Below are 23,108 nucleotides of genomic sequence, written 5' to 3'. Positions count from 1 at the left end.
CAACCGGGATGCACCATGTATCAACGTCTGCTCGAACACCTGTCCACGGCGGTGCTGCTTCTCGATGGTGCGCTGCACCTTCGCTGGATGAACCCCGCCGCCGAGTCGCTGCTGGCGGTCAGCCTGGGGCGGGTGCGCGGCACCCGCCTGGAGAGCCTGGAGTCGGTGGCCGAGGTGCTGACCAAGGCGCGCCGCGAGTTCCATCCCTACACCCAGCGCGAGGCGAGCCTGTCGCTGCCGGGGCAGGAGCCGGTGACGGTGGATTTCACCGTCACGCCGCTGAGCGATGACGAGCTGCTGCTGGAGATCGAACCGCGGGACCGCCTGCTGCGCATCTCCCGGGAGGAGGCGCTGATCGCCCGCCAGGAGGCGATCAAGGTGCTCTCCCGGGGCCTGGCCCACGAGGTGAAGAATCCCCTGGGGGGCATCCGCGGCGCCGCCCAGCTGCTGGAGCGGGACCTTCCCGATCCCCAGCTCGCCGAGTTCACTCATATCATCGTCGAAGAGGTGGATCGCCTGCGCGACCTGGTGGACCGCATGCTGGGGCCCAACCAGCTGCGCGAGCCGGCGCCGCTGAATATTCACCAGGTGCTGGAGCGGGTGCGCAGCCTGGTGGTGGCCGAACACCCGGATATCGAGGTGGTGCGCGACTATGACCCCAGCCTGCCGGAGCTGTCCGGGGAGGAGGCGCAGCTGATCCAGGCGCTGCTCAACGTGGCCCGCAACGCCGTCCAGGCCCTGGAGGAGCACGCCACCGCCGCGCCGCGCCTGGTGTTGCGCACCCGCGCCCGGCGCCAGTTCACCCTGGGTGCCGAGCGCCATCGCCTGGTCTGCGAGGTGGCGGTGATTGACAACGGGCCGGGGATTCCCGAGGCGCTGCAGGAGACCCTCTTCTATCCCATGGTCTCGGGGCGGGCCAGCGGCAGCGGCCTGGGGCTGTCCATCGCCCAGTCGATCCTGCACCAGCACCAGGGCCTGATCGAGTGCGACTCGACCCCGGGCCATACCGAGTTCCGTCTGCTGATCCCGCTGGAGGCCAGCTGATGTTCCCCTTTTCCCAATCCAGGAGAGACTGATGACCGACGCCGCTCGCATCGTGATCGTCGACGACGACCGTGCCATTCGTTGGGTGCTGGAGCGTGCCCTGGCGCAACCGGATCTCCAGGTGGAGTGCTTCGAGCGGGCCGACCGGGCCCTGGAGCGCATCTTGGAGCGCCCGCCGGAGGTGCTGCTCACCGATATTCGCATGCCGGGCCTGGATGGCCTGGACCTGATGGCCCGGGTCCGCGAGACCTACCCGGACCTGCCGGTGATCGTGATGACCGCCCACTCGGACCTCGACAGCGCCGTGGCCTCCTACCAGGGCGGTGCCTTCGAGTACCTGCCCAAGCCCTTCGACGTGGACGAGGCCTTGGCCCTGGTGCGCCGCGCCGTGGCCCATGCCCGGGAGCGCCAGTCCCCGGCGGCGGTGCCGGAGGGGCTCACCGCCGAGATCATCGGCGAGGCGCCGGCCATGCAGGAGGTGTTCCGGGCCATCGGGCGTCTTTCCCAGTCGCATATCACCGTGCTGATCAACGGCGAGTCGGGGACCGGCAAGGAGCGGGTGGCCCAGGCCCTGCACCAGCACAGCCCCCGGGCCAGCCATCCCTTTATCGCTCTCAACATGGCGGCGATTCCCAAGGACCTGATGGAGTCGGAGCTGTTCGGCCACGAGAAGGGTGCCTTCACCGGGGCCACCGCCCAGCGCCGCGGGCGCTTCGAGCAGGCCGACGGCGGCACCCTCTTCCTGGACGAGATCGGTGATATGCCGCCGGACACCCAGACCCGCCTGTTGCGGGTGCTGGCCGACGGCGAGTTCTATCGGGTCGGCGGCCATACCCCGGTGAAGGTGGACGTGCGGATCATCGCCGCCACCCACCAGAACCTGGAGCGGCTGGTGGAGGATGGACGCTTCCGGGAGGATCTCTTCCACCGCCTCAACGTGATCCGGGTGCATCTGCCGCGGCTCGCCGAGCGCCGCGAGGATATTCCCCGCCTGGCGCGACACTTCCTGGCCGAGGCGGCCAAGGAGCTGGATACCGAGATCAAGGTGCTGACCCGGGCGGCCGAGGAGCATCTGACGCGCCTGCCCTGGCCGGGTAACGTGCGTCAGCTGGAGAACACCTGCCGCTGGCTGACGGTGATGGCCTCGGGACGCGAGGTGCTGGTGGACGACCTGCCCCCGGAGCTGCGCCAGCGCGAGGCCGGCGAGGTCAGCCCGGGGGATTGGCGAGCCGCCTTCCGCGACTGGGCCGACCGGGCCCTGGCCGCGGGGCATACCCATCTGCTGGAGGAGGCCGTCCCGGATTTCGAGAAGATCCTCATCGAGACCGCCCTCAGGCATACCGGGGGGCGCAAGGGCGAGGCCGCCGAGCTGCTGGGCTGGGGACGCAATACCCTGACGCGGAAATTGAAGACGCTGCTGCCGGCGCTGGCGGATGATTGAGTCACGTCGGGAGGAGGCGGTGCCGCTTTCCAGAGTCACCGAGAAGATCCTGATCGAGACCGCCCTCAGGCATACCGGGGGGCGCTCTCTACAAGACCGGCGAGGCCGCCGAGCTGCTGGGCTGGGGGCGCAATACCCTGACGCGGAAATTGAAGACCCTGCTGCCGGCGTTGGCGGATGATTGAGTAACGTCGGGAGGAGGCGGTGCCGCTTTCCAGAGTCACCGAGAAGATCCTCATCGAGACCGCCCTCAGGCATACCGGGGGGCGCTCTCTACAAGACCGGCGAAGCCGCCGAGCTGCTGGGCTGGGGGCGCAATACCCTGACGCGGAAATTGAAGACCCTGCTGCCGGCGTTGGCGGATGATTGAGTAACGTCGGGAGGAGGCGGTGCCGCTTTCCAGAGTCACCGAGAAGATCCTGATCGAGACCGCCCTCAGGCATACCGGGGGGCGCTCTCTACAAGACCGGCGAAGCCGCCGAGCTGCTGGGCTGGGGGCGCAATACCCTCACTCGCAAGCTCAAGACGCTGTTGCCGGCGCTGGCGGACGACTGAGCGGGCGTCGCCCGGAGCGGGAAGAAAGCCGTAGCTCCGGGATACGCGGCTTGGGGGGAAGGGGGCGAGCGATTTCGCCGGGATGCCGCGGCGTAGCGAGCCGGACAGCGCAAAATCGACAGGGATGTCGAGTTAGGGGCGGCAACAGGGACGTTGTTCCGGCCCGTGCGCGTCGGGCGGCTCGCGCAGCGGCGGGGTTTCATCCCGGTGTGAGCGAGCAACCTTGCCCTCAGGCCGCACCAGGCCTCTCTCTCGTCTTCCGTCTTGGGAGCCCTGCTTCCCGCCGGGGCGACCCGGGTGCACAATGGAGGCTTCCCACCAGGAGGCGCCATGACGCAGATGCACTGGGAGCGGCTGCTCGACCCCGGCCGGCTGCACGATACCCGCGACGGGCGCGCCGCCGCCGAGCCGGGCCGTACCCCCTTCCACAAGGATCATGACCGGATCGTCTTCTCCGGCTCCTTCCGGCGCCTGGGGCGCAAGACCCAGGTGCACCCGCTGACCGAGAACGACCATATCCATACCCGGCTGACCCACTCCCTGGAGGTGGGCTGCGTGGGGCGCTCCCTGGGCATGATCGTCGGCGAGGGGCTGCGCGAGCGCCTACCGGCCCGGATCACCCCGGCGGACCTGGGGGTCATCGTCCAGGCCGCCTGCCTGGGTCACGATATCGGCAACCCGCCCTTCGGCCACGCCGGTGAATATGCCATCCGCGACTGGTTCAAGCGCGCCGAGTCCGACGGCAGCGGCCTGCTGGAGGGCCTCAGCGATACCCAGCGGGCCGATCTGTTGACCTATGAGGGCAACGCCCAGGGTTTTCGCATCGTCACCCAGATCGAATACAACCAGTTCCGCGGCGGCATGCGCCTGAGCACCGCCACCCTGGGCACCCTGCTCAAGTACCCCTGGACGGTGGAGCATGGCGGCAGCGCCGGCAAGTTCGGCTGCTACCAGTCGGAGCGCGACCTGCTGGCCGAGGTGGCCGAGCGCCTGGGGCTGCGCCCCCGGGGCGACTGGGCCTGGTGCCGCCATCCCCTGGCCTACCTGGTCGAGGCCGCCGACGATATCTGCTACGCCCTGCTCGACCTGGAGGACGGCCTGGAGATGGGCATCCTGCGCTATGACGAGGTGGCCGAGGTGCTGATCCAGATCGCCGGGGAGGCGCCGCCGGAGTATGCCCAGATGGCCGAGCAGGGCGTCTCCCAGCGCCGCCGCATCGCCGCCCTGCGCGGCGCCGCCATGGAGCGGGCGGTGGGCGAGGTGGGGGCGGTCTTCGTGGCCCACGAGCAGGAGCTGCTCAACGGCGCCCTCAAGGACGACCTGCTGGAGCTCTGCCACCCGGACCTGGACTGGGGCGTCAAGGCCGCCAAGACCCTGGCCCGGGAGCGCATCTTCCAGAACGAGCGCAAGGCCAAGTTGGAGATCGGCGCCTATACCACCCTGGGCATCCTGCTGGAGGCCTTTATCGGCGCCGCCCACGAGCTGCACCACCAGGGGCGCTCCAGCTTCAAGCATCAGCGGGTGCTGGCACTGATCGGCGAGAACACCCCGCTGCCCTCCTGGCCCCTCTACGATAGCTACCGGCGCATGCTCGACTTTATCGGCGGCATGACCGATCACTATGCGGTCGATCTGGCCCAGGAGATGGGCGGCCGCCTTAAGGGCGACTGACGGCATTGAGGCGATGTGATCGGCCATATGACCGATCCCTGACCATGGCCGTCGACCTGGCCCAAGAGATGGGCGGCCGCCTCAAGGGCGACTGACGCCGGCGATCAGCCGGTCAGGGCAAAGGGCGGTTCGTCGTCGTCCGGGCCCAGGTCATCGCCGTCGCCGAGCTGGCGCAGGATGGCGGCGCCGATGCGCTTGCTGCTGTCGCCGATGCCCTGGTTGCCGAACAGGCGGTTGAACTCGAAGACATAGGGGTGGCCGTCGACCATGGCGATATCGAAGCCGGCATGGTTGATATGGAAGGCCTCGGCGAGGCGCCGGGCCAGGGTGACGGCCGCCTCGGGAATCGCCTCCCGGTCGATGGCGCCGCCCTGGCTGACGTTGGAGCGGTAGCCGCCCAGGGGGGTGACCCGCCAGTAGGCGGCCAGCAGCTCGCCGCCCACCAGTACGATGCGCAGGTCGCGGTCGATGGGCAGTCGCTGCTGGGCATAGAGCACCGGCTCCTCCGCCAGGTGGGCCTCCAGGGCCCGGCGGGAGTCGATCAGCTTGACCCCCTCGCCCCTGCTGCTCTTGATGCGCTTGGCGATAAAGGGGTAATCGAAGCGGGTCTCCACCTTGTCGATGGCGGCCCGGGAGGCGCCGAGGATCTCGGTGGGGGGGACGTGCTCGGGGAACAGCGCCTGGAAGGCGCGGGTCTGCTCCACCTTGTCGTGACCCAGGTGGTAGCTGGCCAGGCTGGGGAAGATACGCGCCTTGAGGCCATGGACCAGGGTATTGAGCTGCCAGTACTCGGGAAACAGCAGCCAGTCGGCGGCGCGGATCTCGTCGAGGTGATCCAGCATGCGTTCGGGCTTGATATAGCGCACCCCGGGGATGCCCAGGGTGCGGAAGACATCGAAGGTGATCAGTTTCATGGAGGCGGGAGTGTCGTCGGGTCGGCGTCGAAAGCGCGGATTATTGGGCCAGCCGGGGCGTTGCGCAATACTCCTCGGCGCCTTTCTGGCGCTGTGGCTGGGCAGCGGCCAGCCCCGGGCCTGGGCCCTCGAGGCGGAGGGTTTCGATCACGTCACCCTGGCGCTGACCTGGCACCCCGGCTTCTGCGACAGCCATCGCCGGCCGCCCCGGGAGTGCCGGGAGCCCGGCCTGCGGGAAGGGACGGACCGGGGCTTCGTGCTGCATGGCCTCTGGCCCTCGCTGCCGGCACGCTTCGCCGACCAGGGCGTCGACCGCCGCCGCTGGTGGCGTGAGGGCTGCTTCCTGGAGCGGCCGCGTCCCGACGGTGGCTTCTGTCGTGCCCATCCGCCCCTGGCCCTCTCCGCGCCCTTGAGCGATGCCCTGGACGAGGCCATGCCGGGGCGCCATAGCTGCCTGGATCGCTACCAGTACGCCAAGCATGCGGCCTGCTTGGCGTTGCCCCAGGAGGCCTATGTCGCCGCCGCGCTGCGCCTGCAGGCGGCGGTCAATGCCAGCGCCTTCGCCGACTTCGTGGTGCTCAACCAGGGGGGCGAGGTGGGCCGCAACGACCTGATTCGCGCCTTCGAGGCGGCCTTCGGCGAGGGCAGCGGCCGGGCCCTGCGGTTGGAATGCCGGGGACGCGGCAATCGCACCCTGAGCGAGGTGCGTATCGCCATCGATAGCGAACGCCTGGCCGATTTCCCCGCGGCCGATAGCCTGGTGCGCCAGGAACGCGGGCGCTGCGCCAGCCGGGTACATATCGCCACCTTCCAGTGACGACGCGGACTTAGACGGAAGGCTGTTGCAGGTGCTTGAGATCGAGCAGGGCGGCGCGTTTGGCCAGGGCCTGGATGGCCTTGTCATGGGCCGCACCGTCGAGCGGCGCCAGAGGCGTGGCATCGATCAGTGCCGCCAGGGACTCGCCCCCGACCACCAGCAGGTCGGCGGCGGCCTCGCTGGTGTCGACGTCCCAGCCGGGCAGGGCCAGGATGCCCTGCACCGGGATCTCCTCGCCGCACTCCCGGGCCAGCCAGTGGCGCAGCCAGCGCACCGCCTGGCGGGTCTTGCGCAGCGGCCGGCGCTCGCTCCAGCCGGGGAAGCGCAGCCGTTCCCGCTCCACCGCCACCTGGGTCTGTTCGCGCCCCCGGGCATCGAAGGGGCGGGTGCGGGCCCGGGTCTCGATCACGAAGACCCCGTGGGGGGTCACCGCCACATGATCGATGGTGTAGGTGTCGGCGGGCACGTCGTGGAAGACATGGTAGGGGTGGGCCTCGGGACGGATCAGCCGCTCCAGCTCCTGGCCCACCGCCAGCTCGCAGGCCAGCCCCAGCTTGAGGCGGCGAATGCGCTGATAGTCGCGAATCAGCAGCAGGCAGAAGCCCAGGGCCATCAGGGTGCAGAGCACGCCGTAGAGGCTCCATTCGACCCAGTCCTGCTCGCTGGCGAAGAGCATCCGGCCCATGCCGTAGACCAGCGGCGCCAGCACCACGATGGGCCCCAGGGCACCATTCAGGAAGAGGCTGGCGAAGGCGCGATCCAGGCGGTCGCGCAGGGCCTGGCCCGGCTCCCGCAGGGGGTGGGCATCGAAGGGCGAGCGCACCCGGGCGTCGTGCAGGCTCTTCAGGGCCACCACGATGACCGCGGTGGCCGCCAGGGGGAAGAGGAAGATCAGGGGAAGCAGGTATTCCAGCCAGGCCATCGCAACGAGTCCTTGCCCGTGATATATCAATAGGCGTTCATTCTAGTGGCCCCATCGGCCGGGAGCCACGCGTCCTTGGTCGTTAGTCATGCTGCAAAGCGAGTTTCCCGAGGTCTCCCTGGAGGCCCTGGCCGCCTTTATCGATCGTCACCCCCGGCTGCTGGTGGTGACCGGCGCCGGCGTCAGCACCGAGAGCGGCATTCCCGACTACCGCGATAGCCGCGGCGAATGGAAGCGCCCCCCGCCCATGGACCATCGCCGCTTCATGGCCAGCCACGCCGCCCGCCAGCGCTACTGGGCCCGCGCCCTGGTGGGCTTCCGGGCCCTGAGCGAGGCGCGTCCGGGGCCGGCCCATCGGGCCCTGGCCGAACTGGAGGCCAGGGGACGCCTGGCCGGTATCATCACCCAGAACGTGGATGGCCTGCATCAACGGGCCGGCTCGCGGCGGGTCATCGACCTGCATGGGCGGGCCGAGCTGGTGCGCTGCATGAGCTGTGACAGCCGGCGCATGCGCCATGATCTGCATACCGAGCTGGAGGCGCTGAACCCGCGCTGGCGCGAGCTCGGCGCGGCCATCGGCCCGGACGGTGACGCCGACCTGGAGGCGGACTTCGGCGATTTTCGGGTGCCCGCCTGCGGGCGCTGTGGCGACGGTATCCTCAAGCCCGACGTGGTCTTCTTCGGCGACAGCGTGCCCGGCGAGCGGCTGGCGGCGGCCCTGGCGGCCATTGAGGGGGCCGAGGCCCTGCTGGTGGTGGGGTCGTCGCTGATGGTCTATTCCGGCTATCGCCTGGTGCGCCAGGCGGCCCGGGCGGGCAAGCCGGTGGCCTGCCTGAACCGGGGCCGCACCCGGGCCGACGACCTCTATGCCCTCAAGGCCTCGCTGCCCATCGGCAAGGGGCTGGCCGCCTTGGCGGCACGCTTCTAGTCGAGGCTTTCCAGTGTCAGGGTCACCGGCTCGGCCATGCCGGGGGCGATGGGTCGGGGCTCCGCCTGGCGATAGCGCAGTCGTCCCGCCTCGCGGATCTCCGCATGCAGGGCGGCCTCGTCCTGGGCCAGGGCCCGGGCGTCATAGCTCAGTTGTACCGGGATGGGGCCATCGCCCAGGCGCCGCTGGCGGGTCTCGGCGATCACGCCCTTCTCGCCCTCCAGGCTGACCCGCAGCTCGGCATCCGGACCCACCGCCAGGGGCGTTTCGCCGACCACCCGCGCCTCCAGGGTGCGGAACTCGGGCGTGCCGGCGCAGCCGGCCAGCAGGGCCATACCTAGCAGCAACGCGGCGAGGCCCACCTTGCGTCGATGATTCATGGAATCTCCTTAGCCGCCGGCCAGCTTGACGGTGTAGCCGCGGCTTTCCAGTTCCGTTTTCAGGGTGGCGCGATGGTCGCCCTGGATCTCGATGATCCCCTCCTTGACCGCGCCGCCGGTGCCGCAGCGTTGCTTGAGCTGCTTGGCCAGGGCCTTGAGCTCGGCAGTGGGCAGCGGCACGCCGTCGATGGTGGTCACCCCCTTGCCCTTGCGGCCGCTGGTCTCGCGGCGGATGCGTACCACCCCATCCAGGGTCGCCAGGCGCGCCTGCTCGGCCTGTTCGGCGCACTGGCATTGGTCCAGGGGGTGGCGACAGTCGGGGCAGGTCTGGCCATGTTCGGTGGAGTAGACCAGGCCGCGGAGTTGATCCTGCAGTGAGGCCATGGGAGGCAGTCCTCGGCGTTCGGAGTGTGGCCCCCATGATAAACCAGCCGTCGGCGGCCCTGTATAGGGGGTGAAAGCCCGAGCCCGGCTTATCCACAGTCGGCCGGCGGGTGCCGGGGTGTGGATAAGCCGGCCTCGACGCCTCGAGCCGAGACGGCATCCCCGTGCTGCTTGAATGGATTAGAACGAGGCGGGAGTGATGAACCACAGCACGGTGGTCTCGCCATCGCTCAAGTTCCGGTGGGCATGAGGCTCGCTGCTGGTGAACGACAGGCAGTCGCCTTCCTCCAGGACGTAACGCTCGTCCGCGACCTCGACCTCCAGGGTCCCGCGTAGCACCAGGACCGCCTCGTGCCCCTTGTGGGAATACGGCTCGCTTCGGGTACCCGACGGATAGGTCGAATAGATCACTTCCAGGTTGTTGTTGCTGCGGGGGGTCAGCAGTTGGTCGACGATGCCGTCCTGATACTCGATCTCGATGCGTTGATCCTTCCTGACGAGGCGCTCGTGATGCGGGCGATCCTCCCCTTGGCATCCTTCCTTGGGGTCCGAGAACAGCCATTGCATGGTGACGCCCAGGGCCTGGGCGATCTCCACCAGCGACGCGACCGAGGGCTGACTGATTCCCCGCTCGATCTGGCTCAGGTAGCCATGGGAGAGGCCGGTGCGCTGGGAGAGTTGCATCAGGGTGAGGCCCTTGAGCTTGCGCAGGCTGCGAATCCTTGCCCCCTGAAGCCGAGTGTCGCTGGCCATGCCACTTCCTGTCCTGTCGTGAGAGACCGCCAGTGTTGCATAGCCCGGCGCGCATGTCGCTGGTGTAGAAATAAGACCAAAGTTTTATCTCTATATATGAAATTTTAGTCTTAAATTTTCACAACGAGGGGCATGCTTCCCTCCGGGCCAGACACTAATTACAAGGACAAGCCGATGAATATCTACTTCTGGGGGCTGCTGGTCAGCCTGGCCGTCTATCTGCTGATCGGCAATTACGCCGGTCGCAAGGTCCAGGGGCTGGACGATTACTTCGTCGCCGGGCGGCGCGCTCCGACCCTGCTTATCGTGGGCACCCTGGTCGCGAGCTTCCTGAGCACCAACGCCTTCCTCGCCGAGACGGGCTTCGCCTACGATGGCTATGCCTTCCTGATGCTCGCCCTGGTCGGCGTCAATACCAGTGGCTACGTGATCGGGGCGGTATTCTTCGGCCGCTTCGTGCGTCGTAGCCGCGCCCTGACCATTCCCGAGTTCTTCGCCAAGCGCTTCGATTCCCGCGCCATGCAGGTGCTCGCCGGCATCACCACCGTGATCGGCCTGACCGCCTACCTGCTGGCCGTCACCCAGGGCGGATCGATCCTGATCGCCGACGTGGCCGGCATCCCCACCGGCGTGGCGTTGATCCTGATGTGGCTGGGCTACATGGTCTTCACGCTCTATTCCGGCTCCCGCGGCGTCGTGCTGACCGACACCCTCATGTTCCTGCTCTTCACCCTGGTCTCGATTCTCGCGTTGCCTTACCTGTTCGGTGAAGGCGGCAGTTGGCAGTCGACCCTGACGGCTCTCGCCAGCTACGAGGCCAAGCCGGGAATCATCGCCTGGCACGGCCTGACCGGCGAGGGCGCCTACTGGGCATCGGGGCGTGAGGCGCTGATCTGGGCGCTGGTGCTCGGCGTGTCCTGGTCGCTGGTGCTGGCGGTCAGTCCCTGGCAGACCAGCCGCTACCTGATGGCCAGGAGCGAGCATGTGGTGGTGCGCTCGGCCTGTATCTCGGGCCTGGTGCTCGCCGTCCTCTATGTGGTGCTGATGTTTGGCGGCGCGGCCATCAACCTGGCCAACCCGGGCATCTCGCCCTCCGAGCGGGTCATGGTGTGGGCCGGCATGAACATGATGCCGACCCTGCTCGGTACCCTGCTGATCTCGGGGATCATGGCCGCGGCCCTGTCGTCCTGTTCGACCTTCCTGTCGCTGATCGGCTTCAGCGTCTCCCACGACATCCTCAAGGCCGCTTCTCGCGATGACGACACCCAGTCTCTGCGTTCCAGCCGGATCATCATGTTCGCCGCGGCCACCATCAGCCTGCTGCTGGCGTATTTCCAGCCGCCGGCGGTGATGTGGATCACCTACTTCGCGGGCACCCTGTTCGCCTCGTCCTGGGGCCCGGTGGCCTTCCTGAGTATCTGGAGTCGCCGGATCACCGCCCCCGCGGCCTTTACCGGCATGCTGGTGGGTTTCGTGGTCAATATCGCGGCCAAGTTACTGGATCAGGCCGGGATGGTGTCGCTGCCCGTCTACCTGGATCCCTTCATCCTGGGCTTCGTGACCAACCTGGTGTGCCTGGTGGTGATCTCCCGCCTCACCCGGCCCCGGGAGGCCGCCCTGCGCTATTTCGACGAGCTGCATCAAACCCCGGAGGAGGAACTCGATCCCGCCGAGGTGAACAAGACGCTGGCCTGGCCGCTGGTGGTCATGGTCGCCGGCCTGGCCATCGCCGGGCTACTGGTCGCCTTCTATGCCATGCCTTATGCCGCGGCGCTGGGTCGTGACTTCTCGCCGTTCAGCGGCGAGGGCCTGCTGTCGATCGGCTATGGCCTCTCGGTTTCCTGCGTGGGGCTGCTGGCCTTCTGGCAGGTGAAGCGCGTCTATGGCCGCAAGCGCCGGCGTCGGTCGTCATCACAACAAGCCGCGGAGGCCCGCCAATGAGTGCCCAGGAACTCTTCCCGAACCTCTTCTCGCCCTTCCGCATCGGGCGGTGCACGATTCCCAACCGGATCGTCTTCACCGGGCACGATACCTGCCTGCCCGAGGACGGCACGGTCAATGAGGCCCTGGTGGCCTATCTCGAGAAGCGCGCCCGCCACGGCACCGGCTTGATCGTGCTGCAGGTCTCCGGGGTGCATGATACGGCCCGCTATACCTCGCACCTGCTGATGGCCAACGACGATGCCTGCATCCCCGGCTACCGGCGCCTGGCCGAGGCCTGTGGCCGGCACGGCAGCGTGCTGTTCGCCCAGCTGTTTCATCCCGGGCGCGAGATCATGGAGTCGGCGGATGGCCTGAGGCCGGTCGCCTACTCCGCCTCCGGTGTGCCCCAGGAGCGTTTCCGGGTGATGCCGCGGGGCCTGTCGCGCGGCAGGATCCAGGAGATCGTCGAGAGCTTCGCCGCGGCCGCCCGGCGCATGCACGAGGCCGGCATCCAGGGGGTGGAGATCCTGGCCAGCCACGGCTATCTACCGGCGCAGTTCCTCCACCCGCTGGTCAACCGGCGGGACGACGACTATGGCGGTAGCTTCGCCAACCGGGTGCGCTTCCTGGAGGAGATCATCGAGGCCATTCGCCGCGAGGTCGGCGACGGCCTGGCGGTGGGCCTGCGCCTCTCCTGCGACGAGCGCGACGAGCAGGGAATCGGCGAGGACGTCGCCATCGACACCCTGCGCCACCTCGAGGATCGTCTCGACTATGCCAGCGTCGTGGCCGGGACCTCGGCCACGCTCGGTGGGGCGGTGCATATCGTGCCACCGATGAGCTACGAGAGCGCCTACCTGCGTGACGAGGCGCGTTCCCTGCGGGCCGGCCTCTCCCTGCCGCTGATCCTCACCGGTCGCATCAACCAGCCCCACGAGGCCGAGGAGGTCATCCGCTCCGGGGCGGCGGACCTGTGCGGCATGACCCGGGCGCTGATCTGCGATCCGGCGATGCCGGCCAAGGCCAGGCGCAACGACGCCGACGGCATCCGCGCCTGCATCGGCTGTAACCAGGCCTGCATCGGCCACTTCCACCGGGGCTTGCCGATCTCCTGCATCCAGTACCCCGAGTCGGGGCGCGAATTGCGTTACGGCGATCTCGGCCGTGCCGAGACCTCGCGCCGGGTGGCGGTGATCGGCGGCGGGCCGGCGGGCATGAAGGCCGCCGTGGTGGCCGCCGCCCGGGGGCACGACGTCACCCTCTTCGAGGCCGGGCGCCGCCTGGGCGGGCAGGTGAACCTGGCCCAGTTACTCCCCGGTCGCAGCGAGTTCGGCGGCCTGGTCACCAACCTGCTCGAGGAGCTCAGGCGTGCCGAGGTCGAGGTGGTGACCCAGCGACGCGTCACGCCGGAGGCCCTGGTCGAGGAAGGCTTCGAGCGGGTGCTGGTGGCCACCGGGGCGCGGCCCTATGCGCCGCCCCTCGAGCGCCTCGGCGAGCTGCCGGTGAGCCAGGCCGTGGAGCTGCTCGACGGCGCCTCGCTACCCGGCGGCCATGTGGTGGTCTACGACACCCAGGGCGACTGGGTCGGCCTGGGAGTGGCCGAGCTGCTGGCCCGGGAGGGGGCCCGGGTTACCCTGGCGATCAACGGCCTGCACCCTGGCGAGGCGCTGCAGAGCTACGTGCGCGATTCCACCGTGGCCCGGCTTCACGACCTGGGCGTGCGGATGCTGACCTATGCCCGGGCTTTCGGCATCGACGATGACAGCGTCTACCTCTATCACACCGCCGGTGGCGAACCGATGGTGCTCGAGGCCGTCGATCATCTGGTGCTGTCCTGCGGGGGGAGCCCCGTCGTCTCGCCCGAGGACGAGGACCGTTGGGCGGAACTGCCGGTTACCCTGATCGGTGACTGTTTGGCCCCGCGTACCGCCGAGGAGACCGTCTATGACGGCCTGAAGGCCGCCATGGCCATTTGATGAGCTCAAAAAGGCGTACCGATATCGAGGAAGCGCCTCGTCGCGGTCAACGGCGTCAGCGATGACCAGGGCAGGAGCCGGGGCAAGCCGGATCGTCACCGCAGTGGCCAGCTTCTGCAACCCGCCATCGATGCGGGAGGGGCGTCAGTGGGCCGCGACGGCGGGACGCCGGCTGAGGTGTTCGATCACCGTGGGTAACTGATGCATGTTGCTGATGGCGATGGCCCCCGCCGGGGTGATCTCCACGTCCGGGAAGCGGTTGAGGTGGATCACCGTCATGCCGGCGGCCAGGGCCGCCTTGACGCCGACGATGGCGTCGTCGATCGCCACGCAGTGGCGGGCTTCATAGCCCATGATGGTGGCGGCGTGCAGGTAGAGGCAGGGGTCGGGCTTCCAGCACTGGACCGAATAGCCGCTGAACAGGTGGTTGCCGAAGTAGTCGCTGAGGCCGGTGGCCTCGAGGCTGGTGCGGATCTTGGCTTCGGGGCCGTTGGAGACCACCGCATGGGGGATATGGGCCAGGGCATCGAGGGCCTCGTGCACCCCGGGCAGCAGGGTCAGCTCGCTGGCCAGGCGCTCCGCCAGGCGGCGGCGCATGCGTGCCTCGCTGGCCTTGAGGTGCTCCGGGTCGACGTCGCCGTGGCGGCGCTGCAGTTCGCCGACGATATTCATGAAGCGGGCGCCGCGGAACTCGCCCATATAGTCCTCGGCGACGAAGGGCAGTCCCACGGCGGAGAGGCTGGTGGCCATCTCGTCCGCCAACAGGGGTTCACTATCGACCAGGGTTCCATCGCAATCGAACAACAGACAGTGGGGAGTCGTCATCGCCTCAACCTCTCGCGCTTGCGTCGCCATTGTTTCAGATATCGGCAGACCTACCCATTATTGAAGCCCATTTTTGGAATTCTGTGAACACTGTTCACAAACCTTGTCATTTTTCCTGCACGAATCGGCAGGCAGGCATAGAAAAGGGCGGCCCGTGGGCCGCCCTTTACGCTGGTATCCCTTAGTTGATCTTGGGATCCAGCTCGCCGCTGTCGTAGCGGTTCACCATGGCTTCCAGGCTGATCGGCTTGATGCGGCTGGCGTTGCCGGCGGTGCCGAAGGCCTCGTAGCGGGCGATGCAGACATCGCGCATGGCGGAGACGGTCTCCTTGAGGAACTTGCGCGGGTCGAACTCGGCCGGGTTCTGGGCCAGGAAGCGCCGCACGGCACCGGTGGAGGCCAGGCGCAGGTCGGTGTCGATATTGACCTTGCGTACGCCGTACTTGATGCCCTCGACGATCTCCTCGACCGGCACGCCGTAGGTCTCGGGGATGGCGCCGCCGTACTCGTTGATCACCTCGAGCCACTCCTGGGGCACCGAGGAGGAGCCGTGCATCACCAGGTGGGTGTCGGGGATGCGGGCGTGGATCTCCTTGATGCGCTGGATGGAGAGGGTGTCGCCGGTGGGCGGCTTGGTGAACTTGTAGGCGCCGTGGCTGGTGCCGATGGCGATGGCCAGGGCGTCCACCTGGGTGGCCTTGACGAAGGCGGCGGCCTCTTCCGGGTCGGTGAGCAGCTGTTCCATGTCCAGCTTGCCCTCGGCGCCGATGCCGTCTTCCTCGCCGGCCATGCCGGTCTCCAGGCTACCCAGGCAGCCCAGCTCGCCCTCCACGGAGACGCCGCAGGCGTGGGCCATCTCCACGGTGCGGCGGGTGACGTCGACGTTGTAGTCGTAGTCCATGGGGGCCTTGCCGTCCTCGCCCAGGGAGCCGTCCATCATCACCGAGGAGAAGCCCAGCTGGATGGAGCGCTGGCAGACCGCGGGGCTGGTACCGTGGTCCTGGTGCATCACCACCGGGATATGCGGGAACTCTTCCACGGCGGCCAGGATCAGGTGGCGCAGGAAAGGGGCCCCGGCGTACTTGCGGGCGCCGGCGGAGGCCTGGACGATCACCGGGGAGTCGGTGGCGTCGGCGGCTTCCATGATGGCGCGCATCTGCTCGAGGTTGTTGACGTTGAAGGCCGGGATGCCGTAGCCGCGCTCGGCGGCGTGGTCCAGCATCTGGCGCATGCTGATCAGTGCCATGATCTCACCTGTGTTTGGGTGGGCGGCGCCGGGCCGCCCGGGAATCGATGGGTTACTGGGCCGCGGCTTCCAGGGCCGCGACGGCCGGCAGGGTCTTGCCTTCCACGTACTCGAGGAAGGCGCCGCCGCCGGTGGAGATATAGGAGACCCGGTCGGCGATGCCGTACTTGTCGATGGCCGCCAGGGTATCGCCGCCGCCGGCGATGGAGAAGGCGTTGCTCGCGGCGATGGCCTTGGCGATCACCTCGGTGCCCTTGCCGAACTGGTCGATCTCGAAGACCCCCACCGGGCCGTTCCACAGGATGGTGCCGGCGTCCTCGAGCAGCGCGCCCAGGCGGGCGGCGGTCTCGGGGCCGATATCCAGGATCATCTCGTCATCATTGACCTGGTCGACGGGCTTGACCACGGCGGTGGCGCTTTCGGAGAACTCGGTGGCCACCACCACATCGGTAGGCAGCGGGATCTCGACCTTGGCCATCAGCGCCTTGGCCTGCTCGATCAGGTCGGCCTCATGCAGCGACTTGCCGACGTTATGGCCCGCCGCGGCGATAAAGGTGTTGGCGATGCCGCCGCCGACGATCAACTGGTCGCACTTCTCGGCGAGGGCGGTCAGCACATCGAGCTTGGTGGAGACCTTGGAGCCGCCGACGATGGCGGTCATGGGCCGCTTGGGGCTGGCCAGGGCCTGCTCCAGGGCGTCCAGTTCCTGGGCCAGCAGCGGCCCGGCGCAGGCCTCGTGGGCGAAGCGCGCCACGCCATGGGTGGAGGCCTGGGCGCGGTGGGCGGTGCCGAAGGCGTCCATCACGAAGAGGTCGCAGAGGGCCGCATACTGCTTGGCCAGCGCCTCGTCGTCGCCCTTCTCGCCGGCGTTGAAGCGCACGTTCTCCAGCAGCACCACCTCGCCATCGGCCAGGTCCAGGGCCACGTCCAGGTAGTCCTTGATCAGGGTGACCCGGCGACCCAGCAGCTCGCCGAGGCGCTCGGCCACCGGCGCCAGGGAGAACTCCTCGGCGGGCTCGCCCTCGGTGGGGCGGCCCAGGTGGCTCATCAGCATCACCCTGGCGCCGGCGTCCCGGGCCGCCTCGATGGTGGGCAGGGCGGCGCGCAGCCGCGCATCGCTGGTCACACGGCCATTCTTGATGGGCACGTTCAAGTCTTCGCGGATCAGCACGCGCTTTCCGGCGAGCTCCAGGTCGGTCATCTTGCGTACGTTCATCGGCACGTGTTCCTTCGTTAGGCAAGCCAGGGTTGGGTCAATCGAGGGCGGCGAGGCGCTGGGTCACGTCGAGCATGCGATTGGCGAAGCCCCACTCGTTATCGAACCAGCACAGCATCTTCACCAGGCGGTCACCGGCCACCCGGGTCTGGGTGGCGTCCACGATACCCGAGCGCGGATCGTGGTTGAAGTCGATGGAGGCGGTGGGTTCCTCGGTATAGCCGAGCAGTCCCGCCAGGCGCCCCCGGCTGGCCTCGCGCAGCAGGGCATTGACCTCGGCGGCGCTGGTGTCGCGCTCGACGCAGATGGCCAGGTCCATGGCCGAGACATTGATCGTCGGCACCCGCACGTGCAGGCACTCGAAGCGGTTGGCCAGGTGCGGCATCAGGCGGTTGAGGCCACGCGCCAGGCCGGTATCCACCGGCACGATGGACTGCATGGCGGAGCGGGTCAGGCGCAGGTCGGTCTGGTGGTAGGCGTCGATCACCGGCTGGTCGTTCATCGCCGAGTGGATGGTGGTGGTGACGCCGTGGGCCACGCCCAGGGCCTCGTCGAGCACGGTGAGCACCGGCACCAGGCAATTGGTGGTACAGGAGGCGGCCGAGACGATGCGCTGGGCCGCCACCAGGCTATGGTCGTTGATGCCGCAGACGATGGTGGCATCCACGTCGCTCTCGGCGGGCTGGGAGAAGAGCAGGCGCTTGGCGCCGGCGGCCAGGTGGCGCTCGGCGGTGGCGCGATCCTTGAAGCTGCCGGAGCACTCCAGCACCAGGTCGATCTCCAGCTCGGCCCAGGGCAGCCGATCCGGGTCAGTCTCGGAGAGGATATGGATGGGCTGGCCATCGATCAGCAGCCGGCCGTCGCGAGCCTCCACGGTGGCGGGGAAGCGCCCGTGGGTGGTGTCGTAGCGGGTCAGGTAGGCGATGGTCTCGAGATCCGAGAGCTCGTTGATGGCCACCACCTCCAGCGGGGTGCCGCCCAGCTCCTGGGCGCGCTCCACCAGGGCGCGCAGCACGCATTGGCCGATACGGCCATATCCGTTGATGGCGATGCGGTAGGCCATGGTGTCGGCACTCGTCCCCGTGACTCGATCAGGGAAGCGATTCTAGCGCAAAAGCGTCGCCGATGCAGGATTCTGGGGCCTTGAAAGCGCCCCCGGCGACCCTATTTTCCGAAATAAGGCCGGCGCCTTCGGATGGCGTATCGCCGGGAGCCGGCCGAGGAAGCATTGAGGAGGTGTTCGCTATGTTCGCAGATCTCAAGCGTCTCGATTCCGGCCTGTGGCAGGAGCTGGGTGGTCTGCGCCAGTGGCTGGATGAGGTCATGTCCGACCCCGCCGCCGCGGACATTCGCGCCGTGCCCCGCGGCAGCTTCCCGATGATCAACCTGGCGCGCACCGACGACGCCGTGCGGGTCTATGTGTTCGCCCCGGGGCTGGCCGCCGATGCCCTGGAGATCAGCATCCAGGACAACCTGCTGACCCTCAGGGGCGAGCGTCCGGCGGCTCCGGATAACGACGAGCGGGTGGAGTTTCGCCGCGAGCGTTTCGGCGGTGACTTCAGCCGCACCATCGCCCTGCCCGACGGGCTGGACGGTGAGCGCGCCGAGGCCCGCTACCGGGATGGCGTCTTCGAGGTGGTCCTGCCCAAGCGGGAAGAGCTCAAGCCGCGACGCATCAGCGTCCAGGCGGCCTGACGCCCGGAAACTTTCCTGGAGGTGAGTGTGATGAGCGAGATGATCAAGCAGCCGGCCCGGGAAACCGAGGTGGCCCGGGAGCAGGAACCCCAGGAGCGGCGCCGCAGCGCGCTGCGCCCGGCGGTGGATATCTACGAGCGGGATCATGCCCTGCACCTGGTGGCGGACCTGCCCGGGGTCACCGCCGACGCCCTGACCATCGAGGTGAACGATAACGTCCTGACCCTGGAAGGGGAGATCCGCCTGGCCATGCCGGAGGGGGCCATGGCCCTCTACGCGGAACTGCGCGGGCAGCGCTTCCTGCGGCGTTTCACCCTGAGCCACGAGATCGATGGCGAGGCCATCGAGGCGCGGCTGAGCGACGGCGTACTGCACCTGCGCCTGCCCAAGAAGGAAAGCCACCGGCCAAGGCGTATCGGGGTGCAGGTGGCCTGATCCCCGAGGGCAGGGGAGAGCCGCCAGTCGTTCCCGGCGTATCGCGGTGCGGACGGCCTGACTCCCCTGGTTCACCGGGCGGTAACGACAACGGGCGCCACTCCAAGGAGTGGCGCCCGTTGCTTGTGGCTGGCGGGCCGTATCGCTTAGCCCAGCAGCGCCTGGGCGCGCTCGACGACGTTGTCGACGGTGAAGCCGAAGTGCTTGAAGAGGTCGCCCGCCGGGGCGGACTCGCCGAAGCTGCTCATGCCGACGATATCGCCGTCCAGGCCCACGTACTTGAACCAGAAGTCGCGGTGGCCGGCCTCGATGGCCAGGCGCGCGGTGACCGCCCTGGGCAGCACCGACTCGCGGTAGTCGGCGTCCTGATCGTCGAAGGCGTCGGTGGAGGGCATGGAGACCACCCGCACCGCCTTGCCCTGCTCGCTCAGCCGGGTCGCGGCGTCCATGGCCAGGCCCACTTCGGAGCCGGTGGCGATCAGGATCAGCTCCGGGGTGCCCTCGCAGTCGCGCAGCACATAGCCGCCGCGCTGGATATTGGCCAACTGGTGCTTGTCGCGGGCCTGGTGGGGCAGGTTCTGGCGCGACAGCACCAGGGCGCTGGGGCCGGCGTGACGCTTGACCGCGGCATCCCAGGCGGCGGCGGTCTCCACGGCGTCACAGGGGCGCCAGGTGGCCAGGTTGGGGGTGGAGCGCAGGCTGGTCAGCTGCTCGATGGGCTGGTGGGTGGGGCCATCCTCGCCCAGGCCGATGGAGTCGTGGGTGAAGACGTAGACCGCCTGCTGGCCCATCAGCGCCGCCATGCGCACGGCGTTGCGCATGTACTCCATGAAGATCAGGAAGGTGGCGCCATAGGGCACGAAGCCGCCATGCAGGGCGATGCCGTTCATGATGGCGCCCATGCCGAACTCGCGCACCCCGTAGTGCAGGTAGTTACCGCCCGGGGCCTCCGGCGTGATGGCCTTGGCGCCCTTCCAGAAGGTCAGGTTGGAGGGGGCCAGGTCGGCGCTGCCGCCGAGCAGCTCGGGGAGCTGCGGGCCGAGTTCGTTGAGGCAGTTGAAGGAGGCCTTGCGGCTGGCGATGGTCTCGCCCTTGGCCTGGGCGTCCTCGACCAGCTTCTCGCTGGTCAGCGCCTTGGGCAGCTCGCCCTTGAGGCGGCGCCGGAACTCGGCGGCCTCGGCGGGGAAGGCCTCGGCGTAACGGGCGAAACGCGCCTCCCAGTCGCTCTCCAGCTGTTCGCCGCGCTGGCGGGCGTCCCAGCCCTGGTAGATGGCCTCGGGGACATGGAAGGGGGCGTGGGGCCAGCCCAGCTGTTCGCGGGCGGCGGCCACTTCCTCGTCGCCCAGGGGGGCGCCGTGGCACTCTTCCTTGCCCTGCTTGTTGGGGGCGCCGAAGCCGATGATGGTCTTGCAGATGATCAGGCTCGGCTTGTCGTCGTGGGTCTTGGCCAGCTCGATGGCGGCCTGGATCTCTTCCGGCTTGTGGCCGTCGACATTGGGCACCACGTGCCAGCCGTAGGCCTCGAAGCGCTTGGCGGTATCGTCGGTGAACCAGCCTTCCACTTCGCCGTCGATGGAGATGCCGTTGTCGTCATAGAAGGCGACCAGCTTGCCGAGTTGCTGGGTGCCGGCCAGGGAGGCAACCTCGTGGGAGATGCCCTCCATCAGGCAGCCATCGCCGAGGAAGCACCAGGTGGTGTGATCGACGATGGTGTGGCCGGGACGGTTGAACTGGGCGGCCAGGGTCTTCTCGGCCAGCGCCATGCCCACCGCATTGGCCAGGCCCTGGCCCAGGGGACCGGTGGTGGTCTCGATGCCCGGGGCATAGCCGAGCTCCGGGTGGCCGGCGGTCTTGGAGTGGAGCTGGCGGAAGTGCTGCAGCTGCTCCAGCTCCAGGTCGTAGCCGCTCAGGTGCAGCAGGGAGTAGAGCAGCATGGAGCCGTGGCCGTTGGAGAGCACGAAGCGGTCGCGGTCGGCCCAGTGGGGGTTGGCCGGATTATGCTTGAGGTGGTCGTTCCACAGCACCTCGGCAATATCGGCCATGCCCATGGGGGCGCCGGGGTGGCCGGACTTGGCCTTCTGGACGGCATCCATGGACAGGGCGCGAATGGCATTGGCCAGTTCGAAACGGGACGGCATTGGCTAGCTCCTCGCCTGCGGCAATATAAGCGGGAACCCCGCCGTGGGCGGGGGTCGGGGATTCGGCTGGATGGCGCCGCGCGAAAATACGCAGAATGGCGGCGGCGCGGACGATACAGGCCGCATATTGTCGCCGAGAAGCGCGGATCCGGCAAATTCCGGTGGCTATGGGAGCCTGCCGGGCTTGACCGATCGTCACGAGGATCACGGATTTCGAGTCAAAGGATTCGATCGATTGAGGCGAATAGCGAGCTATTTAACGAAATGGATCGAATGACGTTGGCCGAAAGCCCGGGATTCGCAGTAGATCAGCGTTAAGCCCGACAGGCTCCTAGGAAGCCCCCGAGCCAGAGTGTAGAATTCCAGGCCTCAAGGGCCCCCGGTGGCGCCAGCGAGCGCGCCCTCGGCGGCGTGCCGCCTCTGCCCCGCGACCGATGCACGTCGTGGATGGCCGTGGCGTCCGCCTGTCGCGTGCCCAATGCCGTTTTCAGTGCCCATAATGCCGATTTCCGATAGAGGGTCGAGGACCGCCATGAGCGAATACTCCCTGTTTACCTCCGAGTCCGTGTCCGAGGGGCATCCGGACAAGATCGCCGACCAGATCTCCGACGCGGTGCTCGACGCCATCATCGCTCGCGACAAGAACGCCCGGGTGGCCTGCGAGACCCTGGTCAAGACCGGGGTGGCGATCGTCGCCGGCGAGATCAGCACCAGCGCCTGGGTCGACCTGGAGGCGCTGGTCCGCGAGGTGATCACCGGCATCGGCTACACCTCCTCCGAGGTGGGCTTCGACGGCGAGACCTGCGGGGTGCTCAACCTGATCGGCAAGCAGAGCATGGACATCGCCCAGGGCGTCGACCGCAGCAAGCCGGAGGACCAGGGCGCCGGCGACCAGGGGCTGATGTTCGGCTACGCCACCAACGAGACCGACTCCTATATGCCGGCGCCGATCCACTACGCCCACCGCCTGGTGGAGCGCCAGGCGGAGCTGCGCAAGCACGGCCTGCTGCCCTGGCTGCGCCCGGACGCCAAGAGCCAGGTCACCTTCCGCTACGACGCCGACGGCAAGCCGAGCGGCGTGGATGCGGTGGTGCTCTCCACCCAGCATGACCCCAGCATCGACCAGGACGAGCTGCGCAAGATGGTCAGGCGCGAGATCATCGAGCAGGTGATCCCCGCCGAGTGGCTCACCGAGACCACCCAGTACCATATCAACCCGACGGGCAAGTTCGTGATCGGCGGCCCGGTGGGCGACTGTGGCCTCACCGGGCGCAAGATCATCGTCGACACCTATGGCGGCATGGCCCGCCACGGCGGCGGCGCCTTCTCCGGCAAGGATCCCTCCAAGGTCGATCGCAGCGCCGCCTACGCCGGCCGCTATGTGGCCAAGAACATCGTCGCCGCGGGCCTGGCCGACAAGTGCGAGATCCAGGTCTCCTACGCCATCGGCGTGGCCGAGCCCACCTCGGTGGCCATCGATACCTTCGGCACCGGCAAGGTGGACGACGCGCGCATCATCGCGCTGGTGCGCGAGCACTTCGACCTGCGCCCCCACGCCATCACCCGCATGCTCGACCTGCTGCATCCCATGTATCGCCTCACCGCGGCCTATGGTCACTTCGGCCGCGAGCCCTTCGAGACCTCTTATACCTGGACCGATAACGGCGGCGAGTCTCAGACCGAAACCTTTATCGCCTTCCCCTGGGAGAAGACCGATCGCGCCGCGGACCTGCGCGCCGCCGCCGGTTTGTAAGCCCTTTCGTCTCCGACGCCTTCCCCGCGCCCGGCCTCGTGCCGGGCGCGGGCGTTTATGCCTCCGCGTGGTGACGATAGAACCTAGTGCCT

At 68.2% G+C, this 23,108-nt stretch carries 22 protein-coding genes and 1 pseudogene; 13 read left to right on the top strand and 10 right to left on the bottom strand.

The features are described from left to right. Positions 1–15 precede the first annotated feature (15 nt). The 6 genes and pseudogenes from glnL to ACQ1W9_RS18575 all read left to right on the top strand — a co-directional run bounded on the left by glnL (position 16) and on the right by ACQ1W9_RS18575 (position 4,711). Positions 16–1,044 carry a nitrogen regulation protein NR(II) gene (gene glnL / locus ACQ1W9_RS18600; RefSeq protein ID WP_431024631.1) on the top strand — a complete coding sequence of 343 codons (1,029 nt, stop codon included), beginning with the start codon at positions 16–18 and terminating at the stop codon, positions 1,042–1,044. A gap of 31 nt (positions 1,045–1,075) precedes the next feature. Further along, a complete protein-coding gene (gene glnG, locus ACQ1W9_RS18595) occupies positions 1,076–2,485 on the top strand; it encodes a nitrogen regulation protein NR(I) (protein ID WP_431024630.1) in 1,410 nt (469 codons plus the stop codon). A 10-nt stretch (positions 2,486–2,495) separates the two neighbouring features. Beyond that, positions 2,496–2,670, top strand: a pseudogene (locus ACQ1W9_RS18590) (helix-turn-helix domain-containing protein); the annotation flags it as partial. Beyond that, positions 2,667–2,855: a helix-turn-helix domain-containing protein gene (locus tag ACQ1W9_RS18585; protein WP_431024629.1), complete on the top strand. Its 189-nt coding sequence runs from the start codon at positions 2,667–2,669 to the stop codon at positions 2,853–2,855. The pseudogene ACQ1W9_RS18590 and the gene ACQ1W9_RS18585, both read left to right, overlap by 4 nt. Before the next feature lie 71 nt (positions 2,856–2,926). Beyond that, complete coding sequence (locus ACQ1W9_RS18580) at positions 2,927–3,040, top strand: helix-turn-helix domain-containing protein (RefSeq protein WP_431026466.1); 114 nt, start codon at positions 2,927–2,929, stop codon at positions 3,038–3,040. A gap of 330 nt (positions 3,041–3,370) precedes the next feature. Next, a complete protein-coding gene (locus ACQ1W9_RS18575) occupies positions 3,371–4,711 on the top strand; it encodes a deoxyguanosinetriphosphate triphosphohydrolase (RefSeq protein ID WP_431024628.1) in 1,341 nt (446 codons plus the stop codon). A gap of 104 nt (positions 4,712–4,815) precedes the next feature. Here ACQ1W9_RS18575 and ACQ1W9_RS18570 read toward each other — a convergent pair whose 3' ends face one another. Beyond that, positions 4,816–5,625, bottom strand: coding sequence for an ATP-grasp domain-containing protein (locus tag ACQ1W9_RS18570; protein ID WP_346060695.1), 810 nt, complete (start codon positions 5,623–5,625; stop codon positions 4,816–4,818). On the opposite strand from ACQ1W9_RS18570, the gene ACQ1W9_RS18565 reads away from it, so the two are divergent. Then, positions 5,624–6,442: a ribonuclease T2 family protein gene (locus ACQ1W9_RS18565; RefSeq protein WP_431024627.1), complete on the top strand. Its 819-nt coding sequence runs from the start codon at positions 5,624–5,626 to the stop codon at positions 6,440–6,442. The genes ACQ1W9_RS18570 and ACQ1W9_RS18565 overlap by 2 nt on opposite strands. A 10-nt stretch (positions 6,443–6,452) precedes the next feature. Here ACQ1W9_RS18565 and ACQ1W9_RS18560 read toward each other — a convergent pair whose 3' ends face one another. Next, positions 6,453–7,364 carry a nuclease-related domain-containing protein gene (locus ACQ1W9_RS18560; RefSeq protein ID WP_431024626.1) on the bottom strand — a complete coding sequence of 304 codons (912 nt, stop codon included), beginning with the start codon at positions 7,362–7,364 and terminating at the stop codon, positions 6,453–6,455. An 88-nt stretch (positions 7,365–7,452) separates the two neighbouring features. Here ACQ1W9_RS18560 and ACQ1W9_RS18555 point away from each other — a divergent pair, with 88 nt between their 5' ends. Continuing rightward, positions 7,453–8,292, top strand: coding sequence for an NAD-dependent protein deacetylase (locus tag ACQ1W9_RS18555; RefSeq protein ID WP_431024625.1), 840 nt, complete (start codon positions 7,453–7,455; stop codon positions 8,290–8,292). On the opposite strand, the gene ACQ1W9_RS18550 is transcribed toward ACQ1W9_RS18555, so the two are convergent. The 3 genes from ACQ1W9_RS18550 to ACQ1W9_RS18540 all read right to left on the bottom strand — a co-directional run bounded on the left by ACQ1W9_RS18550 (position 8,289) and on the right by ACQ1W9_RS18540 (position 9,809). Further along, entirely contained in the window at positions 8,289–8,672 is a 384-nt protein-coding gene (locus ACQ1W9_RS18550) for a hypothetical protein (protein WP_431024624.1), read from the bottom strand. The genes ACQ1W9_RS18555 and ACQ1W9_RS18550 overlap by 4 nt on opposite strands. Positions 8,673–8,681: 9 nt before the next feature. Beyond that, the gene (locus ACQ1W9_RS18545; protein WP_431024623.1) at positions 8,682–9,056 is read right to left on the bottom strand and encodes a translation initiation factor Sui1; all 375 of its coding nucleotides are present in this window, start codon (positions 9,054–9,056) and stop codon (positions 8,682–8,684) included. 180 nt (positions 9,057–9,236) lie between these two features. Beyond that, on the bottom strand, positions 9,237–9,809 hold the full coding sequence (locus ACQ1W9_RS18540; RefSeq protein ID WP_431024622.1) for a helix-turn-helix domain-containing protein: 573 nt from the start codon (positions 9,807–9,809) through the stop codon (positions 9,237–9,239). A gap of 174 nt (positions 9,810–9,983) precedes the next feature. Here ACQ1W9_RS18540 and ACQ1W9_RS18535 point away from each other — a divergent pair, with 174 nt between their 5' ends. Further along, positions 9,984–11,750 (top strand): sodium:solute symporter family protein, encoded by a 1,767-nt coding sequence (locus tag ACQ1W9_RS18535; RefSeq protein ID WP_431024621.1) that lies wholly within the window; start codon positions 9,984–9,986, stop codon positions 11,748–11,750. Then, a complete protein-coding gene (locus ACQ1W9_RS18530; protein ID WP_431024620.1) occupies positions 11,747–13,708 on the top strand; it encodes an FAD-dependent oxidoreductase in 1,962 nt (653 codons plus the stop codon). Before ACQ1W9_RS18535 ends, ACQ1W9_RS18530 begins: the two co-directional genes overlap by 4 nt. Positions 13,709–13,852: 144 nt before the next feature. Here ACQ1W9_RS18530 and ACQ1W9_RS18525 read toward each other — a convergent pair whose 3' ends face one another. From ACQ1W9_RS18525 to ACQ1W9_RS18510, 4 genes are all read right to left on the bottom strand, one after another. Then, a complete protein-coding gene (locus ACQ1W9_RS18525) occupies positions 13,853–14,533 on the bottom strand; it encodes an HAD family hydrolase (protein ID WP_431024619.1) in 681 nt (226 codons plus the stop codon). Positions 14,534–14,714: 181 nt separating this feature from the next. Then, positions 14,715–15,779 carry a class II fructose-bisphosphate aldolase gene (gene fba, locus ACQ1W9_RS18520; protein ID WP_431024618.1) on the bottom strand — a complete coding sequence of 355 codons (1,065 nt, stop codon included), beginning with the start codon at positions 15,777–15,779 and terminating at the stop codon, positions 14,715–14,717. 52 nt (positions 15,780–15,831) lie between these two features. Then, positions 15,832–16,995, bottom strand: a complete 1,164-nt coding sequence (locus tag ACQ1W9_RS18515) for a phosphoglycerate kinase (RefSeq protein WP_431024617.1) — start codon at positions 16,993–16,995, stop codon at positions 15,832–15,834. 37 nt (positions 16,996–17,032) lie between these two features. Further along, entirely contained in the window at positions 17,033–18,058 is a 1,026-nt protein-coding gene (locus tag ACQ1W9_RS18510; RefSeq protein WP_431024616.1) for a type I glyceraldehyde-3-phosphate dehydrogenase, read from the bottom strand. Between the two features lie 182 nt (positions 18,059–18,240). On the opposite strand from ACQ1W9_RS18510, the gene ACQ1W9_RS18505 reads away from it, so the two are divergent. Together ACQ1W9_RS18505 and ACQ1W9_RS18500 are read left to right on the top strand one after the other, a co-directional pair. Then, a complete protein-coding gene (locus ACQ1W9_RS18505) occupies positions 18,241–18,690 on the top strand; it encodes an Hsp20/alpha crystallin family protein (protein ID WP_431024615.1) in 450 nt (149 codons plus the stop codon). Between the two features lie 30 nt (positions 18,691–18,720). Next, on the top strand, positions 18,721–19,125 hold the full coding sequence (locus ACQ1W9_RS18500; protein ID WP_431024614.1) for an Hsp20/alpha crystallin family protein: 405 nt from the start codon (positions 18,721–18,723) through the stop codon (positions 19,123–19,125). Positions 19,126–19,271: 146 nt separating this feature from the next. Here ACQ1W9_RS18500 and tkt read toward each other — a convergent pair whose 3' ends face one another. Next, positions 19,272–21,263, bottom strand: coding sequence for a transketolase (gene tkt, locus ACQ1W9_RS18495; RefSeq protein ID WP_431024613.1), 1,992 nt, complete (start codon positions 21,261–21,263; stop codon positions 19,272–19,274). 532 nt (positions 21,264–21,795) lie between these two features. Here tkt and metK point away from each other — a divergent pair. Further along, entirely contained in the window at positions 21,796–23,016 is a 1,221-nt protein-coding gene (gene metK / locus ACQ1W9_RS18490; protein ID WP_346062177.1) for a methionine adenosyltransferase, read from the top strand. The last annotated feature ends 92 nt before the right edge of the window (positions 23,017–23,108 follow it).

This window comes from Halomonas sp. H5, from assembly GCF_050613175.1.
GTDB lineage: Bacteria > Pseudomonadota > Gammaproteobacteria > Pseudomonadales > Halomonadaceae > Bisbaumannia > Bisbaumannia salifodinae.
The sequence above is the reverse complement of the archived record's forward strand: the minus strand, read 5'-3'. Positions and strand labels throughout refer to the sequence as shown.

Excerpts from the sequence above, each read along its gene's own strand:
- ACQ1W9_RS18550 (WP_431024624.1), bottom strand. The coding sequence starts at position 8,672 with ATGAATCATCGACGCAAGGTGGGCCTCGCCGCGTTGCTGCTAGGTATG.
- ACQ1W9_RS18565 (WP_431024627.1), top strand. The coding sequence starts at position 5,624 with ATGGAGGCGGGAGTGTCGTCGGGTCGGCGTCGAAAGCGCGGATTATTG.
- ACQ1W9_RS18515 (WP_431024617.1), bottom strand. The coding sequence starts at position 16,995 with ATGAACGTACGCAAGATGACCGACCTGGAGCTCGCCGGAAAGCGCGTG.
- ACQ1W9_RS18575 (WP_431024628.1), top strand. The coding sequence starts at position 3,371 with ATGACGCAGATGCACTGGGAGCGGCTGCTCGACCCCGGCCGGCTGCAC.
- ACQ1W9_RS18545 (WP_431024623.1), bottom strand. The coding sequence starts at position 9,056 with ATGGCCTCACTGCAGGATCAACTCCGCGGCCTGGTCTACTCCACCGAA.
- ACQ1W9_RS18560 (WP_431024626.1), bottom strand. The coding sequence starts at position 7,364 with ATGGCCTGGCTGGAATACCTGCTTCCCCTGATCTTCCTCTTCCCCCTG.
- glnG (WP_431024630.1), top strand. The coding sequence starts at position 1,076 with ATGACCGACGCCGCTCGCATCGTGATCGTCGACGACGACCGTGCCATT.
- ACQ1W9_RS18525 (WP_431024619.1), bottom strand. The coding sequence starts at position 14,533 with ATGACGACTCCCCACTGTCTGTTGTTCGATTGCGATGGAACCCTGGTC.
- ACQ1W9_RS18540 (WP_431024622.1), bottom strand. The coding sequence starts at position 9,809 with ATGGCCAGCGACACTCGGCTTCAGGGGGCAAGGATTCGCAGCCTGCGC.
- ACQ1W9_RS18530 (WP_431024620.1), top strand. The coding sequence starts at position 11,747 with ATGAGTGCCCAGGAACTCTTCCCGAACCTCTTCTCGCCCTTCCGCATC.
- ACQ1W9_RS18555 (WP_431024625.1), top strand. The coding sequence starts at position 7,453 with ATGCTGCAAAGCGAGTTTCCCGAGGTCTCCCTGGAGGCCCTGGCCGCC.
- ACQ1W9_RS18535 (WP_431024621.1), top strand. The coding sequence starts at position 9,984 with ATGAATATCTACTTCTGGGGGCTGCTGGTCAGCCTGGCCGTCTATCTG.
- ACQ1W9_RS18510 (WP_431024616.1), bottom strand. The coding sequence starts at position 18,058 with ATGGCCTACCGCATCGCCATCAACGGATATGGCCGTATCGGCCAATGC.
- tkt (WP_431024613.1), bottom strand. The coding sequence starts at position 21,263 with ATGCCGTCCCGTTTCGAACTGGCCAATGCCATTCGCGCCCTGTCCATG.
- ACQ1W9_RS18500 (WP_431024614.1), top strand. The coding sequence starts at position 18,721 with ATGAGCGAGATGATCAAGCAGCCGGCCCGGGAAACCGAGGTGGCCCGG.
- metK (WP_346062177.1), top strand. The coding sequence starts at position 21,796 with ATGAGCGAATACTCCCTGTTTACCTCCGAGTCCGTGTCCGAGGGGCAT.
- ACQ1W9_RS18570 (WP_346060695.1), bottom strand. The coding sequence starts at position 5,625 with ATGAAACTGATCACCTTCGATGTCTTCCGCACCCTGGGCATCCCCGGG.
- fba (WP_431024618.1), bottom strand. The coding sequence starts at position 15,779 with ATGGCACTGATCAGCATGCGCCAGATGCTGGACCACGCCGCCGAGCGC.
- glnL (WP_431024631.1), top strand. The coding sequence starts at position 16 with ATGTATCAACGTCTGCTCGAACACCTGTCCACGGCGGTGCTGCTTCTC.
- ACQ1W9_RS18505 (WP_431024615.1), top strand. The coding sequence starts at position 18,241 with ATGTTCGCAGATCTCAAGCGTCTCGATTCCGGCCTGTGGCAGGAGCTG.